2 protein-coding genes are annotated in these 1,945 nt (G+C 54.2%); both read left to right on the plus strand.

The genetic code is table 11. The features are described 5' to 3' along the window. Positions 1-363: 363 nt before the first annotated feature. Positions 364-1,182, plus strand: coding sequence for a transporter substrate-binding domain-containing protein (locus Q0482_RS08170; RefSeq protein WP_299145334.1), 819 nt, complete (start codon positions 364-366; stop codon positions 1,180-1,182). Further along, positions 1,169-1,822 (plus strand): amino acid ABC transporter permease, encoded by a 654-nt coding sequence (locus tag Q0482_RS08175; protein ID WP_299145336.1) that lies wholly within the window; start codon positions 1,169-1,171, stop codon positions 1,820-1,822. Before Q0482_RS08170 ends, Q0482_RS08175 begins: the two co-directional genes overlap by 14 nt. Positions 1,823-1,945: the final 123 nt, after the last annotated feature.

Below are 1,945 nucleotides of genomic sequence, written 5' to 3' on the forward strand. Positions count from 1 at the left end.
GCTCAGAAGCCCTCTGCAGGGCTTCTGCCTTCCAAAGGAAGGGGGCTAACGCACTCCGTCATGCAGCACTGACGACACAAAAGGCATTCCCGTAACGCTGACTTCATAATCATTGCCGCGAAGCGGCAATCCACAACCCTCGGGCCGTAGGCCCGTCAAACCTAAGAACCCTCAGGCCGAAGGCCTGTCAATCTTAAGAACCTTTTCCTCTGAACACGGTGGCCCCACAGGCCCGGCGGCCCTCCCTTACAAACAATATTTTAACGAACAACTTGTATTATAAAATATTCAATAGTATAATGGGTAGGAAAAGAGTAAAGGAAGCGGAAGGGCTTCTGTAGTAGAAAGGAAAGGAATCAAGTGATGAAACGTTGGATGATGATAGGGGCCGCTTGTTTGGCGGCGGGCTGTCTGCTGTTGTCGGGCTGCGGGAAGGAGGAGACCGCTTCTTCTGCCCCGGGTCATGTGCACATTGTGACCCATGCCAACTGGAATCCCTTTGAGTACTTGAAGGATGGAAAAATCACGGGCTTTGATATCGACCTCATAGAAGAGGCGGCGAAAAGGGCAGGCCTTACGCCGGATATTACGGATGCAGGCTGGGAGGCTATTTTTGAACAGATCCGCACGGGACAGGCAGATGCGGCCATTTCCGGCATTACCATCACCGATGACCGGAAGGCAGGATACCTCTTTTCGAAACCCTATTTCGTTTCCCGCCAGGCCATCCTGATACGGGAGGATGAAAATATTTCCTCTGCCAAAGATCTGATGGACGGCAAAACGGTGGCGGTGCAGAACGGCTCCACCGGCCAGGAGGCCCTGGAAAAGCTCATGGGGAAGAACAACCCGGCCATCCGGAAAACGCCCATGTCCATCCAGATGCTCATCGGCGGCCAGGTGGATGCCCTGGTGGGGGATGAAACATCGGTGAAATCCATCTGCGCCTCCTATCCGGATCAGCACTTGAAAATCGTATACGATGACGAAGCCTTCACGCCGGAATATTTCGGCATTCTTTATCCGAAGGACAAAGGCCAGGAACTGCAGCAGAAACTGGACAAAGCCCTCTCCGATATGGTGAGGGACGGGACCTACGGGAAACTCTATGAAAAGTGGTTCCATGCAAAGCCCGATGAGAAAACGCTGGCTTCCTTGAAGCAGGGTGATGGAAATGGTTGATTTCAAACTGTCCATACTGGAAGAATATGCACCCTTCTTTGTCTCCGGCGCCCTTCTGACGGTGAAACTCTCCCTCATTGCCATGGCAGCAGGCTTCTTCATCGGCCTCTTTCTGGCATTGGCCCGTATTTCCTCCAAGAAATACCTGTCCATCCCTGCGGCCTGCTTCATCGAAAGCATCCGGGGCACGCCCCTTCTCCTGCAGATACTCATAACCTACTTCGGCGTCATTCCCCTCATTATGAAAAAGCCGGACGGCGTGCTGGCGGCGGTCATCGCCCTTTCCATCAATGCCGGAGCCTATATTGCAGAAACCATCCGCGGCGGCATCCTGGCCACGGACCCGGGACAGATGGAAGCAGCCAGCGCCCTGGGACTTTCCCATTTCCAGAGCATGCGCTGGGTCATCCTGCCCCAGGCCATCCGCTCCGTCATTCCGGCTCTGGGAAACTCCTTCGTCAGCCTCATCAAAGACTCCTCCCTGGCCTCTGTCATTGCCACGCCGGAGCTCATGTACTGGGCCAACGCCGCCAACGCCCAGTATTACAGAGTATGGGAAACCTTCATCACCACCGCCCTTATCTACCTCTTCCTCACGCTGGTTACAGGAAGGATACTGGGACGGCTGGAAAAAAGATGAAATAAAAACAGTGAAATCGAAAGAAATTCGGTTTCACTGTTTTTTGATTGAGGGAACGCCCTGCGGGGAGCGCCTGACGGCGCAGATCTAGTAGCTGGTGGCTGGTGGCTGGTGGCTGGTGGC

It is taken from the genome of uncultured Dialister sp., from assembly GCF_937959425.1.
GTDB lineage: Bacteria > Bacillota > Negativicutes > Veillonellales > Dialisteraceae > Dialister.

Coding starts and splice junctions, on each gene's coding strand:
- Q0482_RS08175 (WP_299145336.1), top strand. CDS start 1,169: ATGGAAATGGTTGATTTCAAACTGTCCATACTGGAAGAATATGCACCC.
- Q0482_RS08170 (WP_299145334.1), top strand. CDS start 364: ATGAAACGTTGGATGATGATAGGGGCCGCTTGTTTGGCGGCGGGCTGT.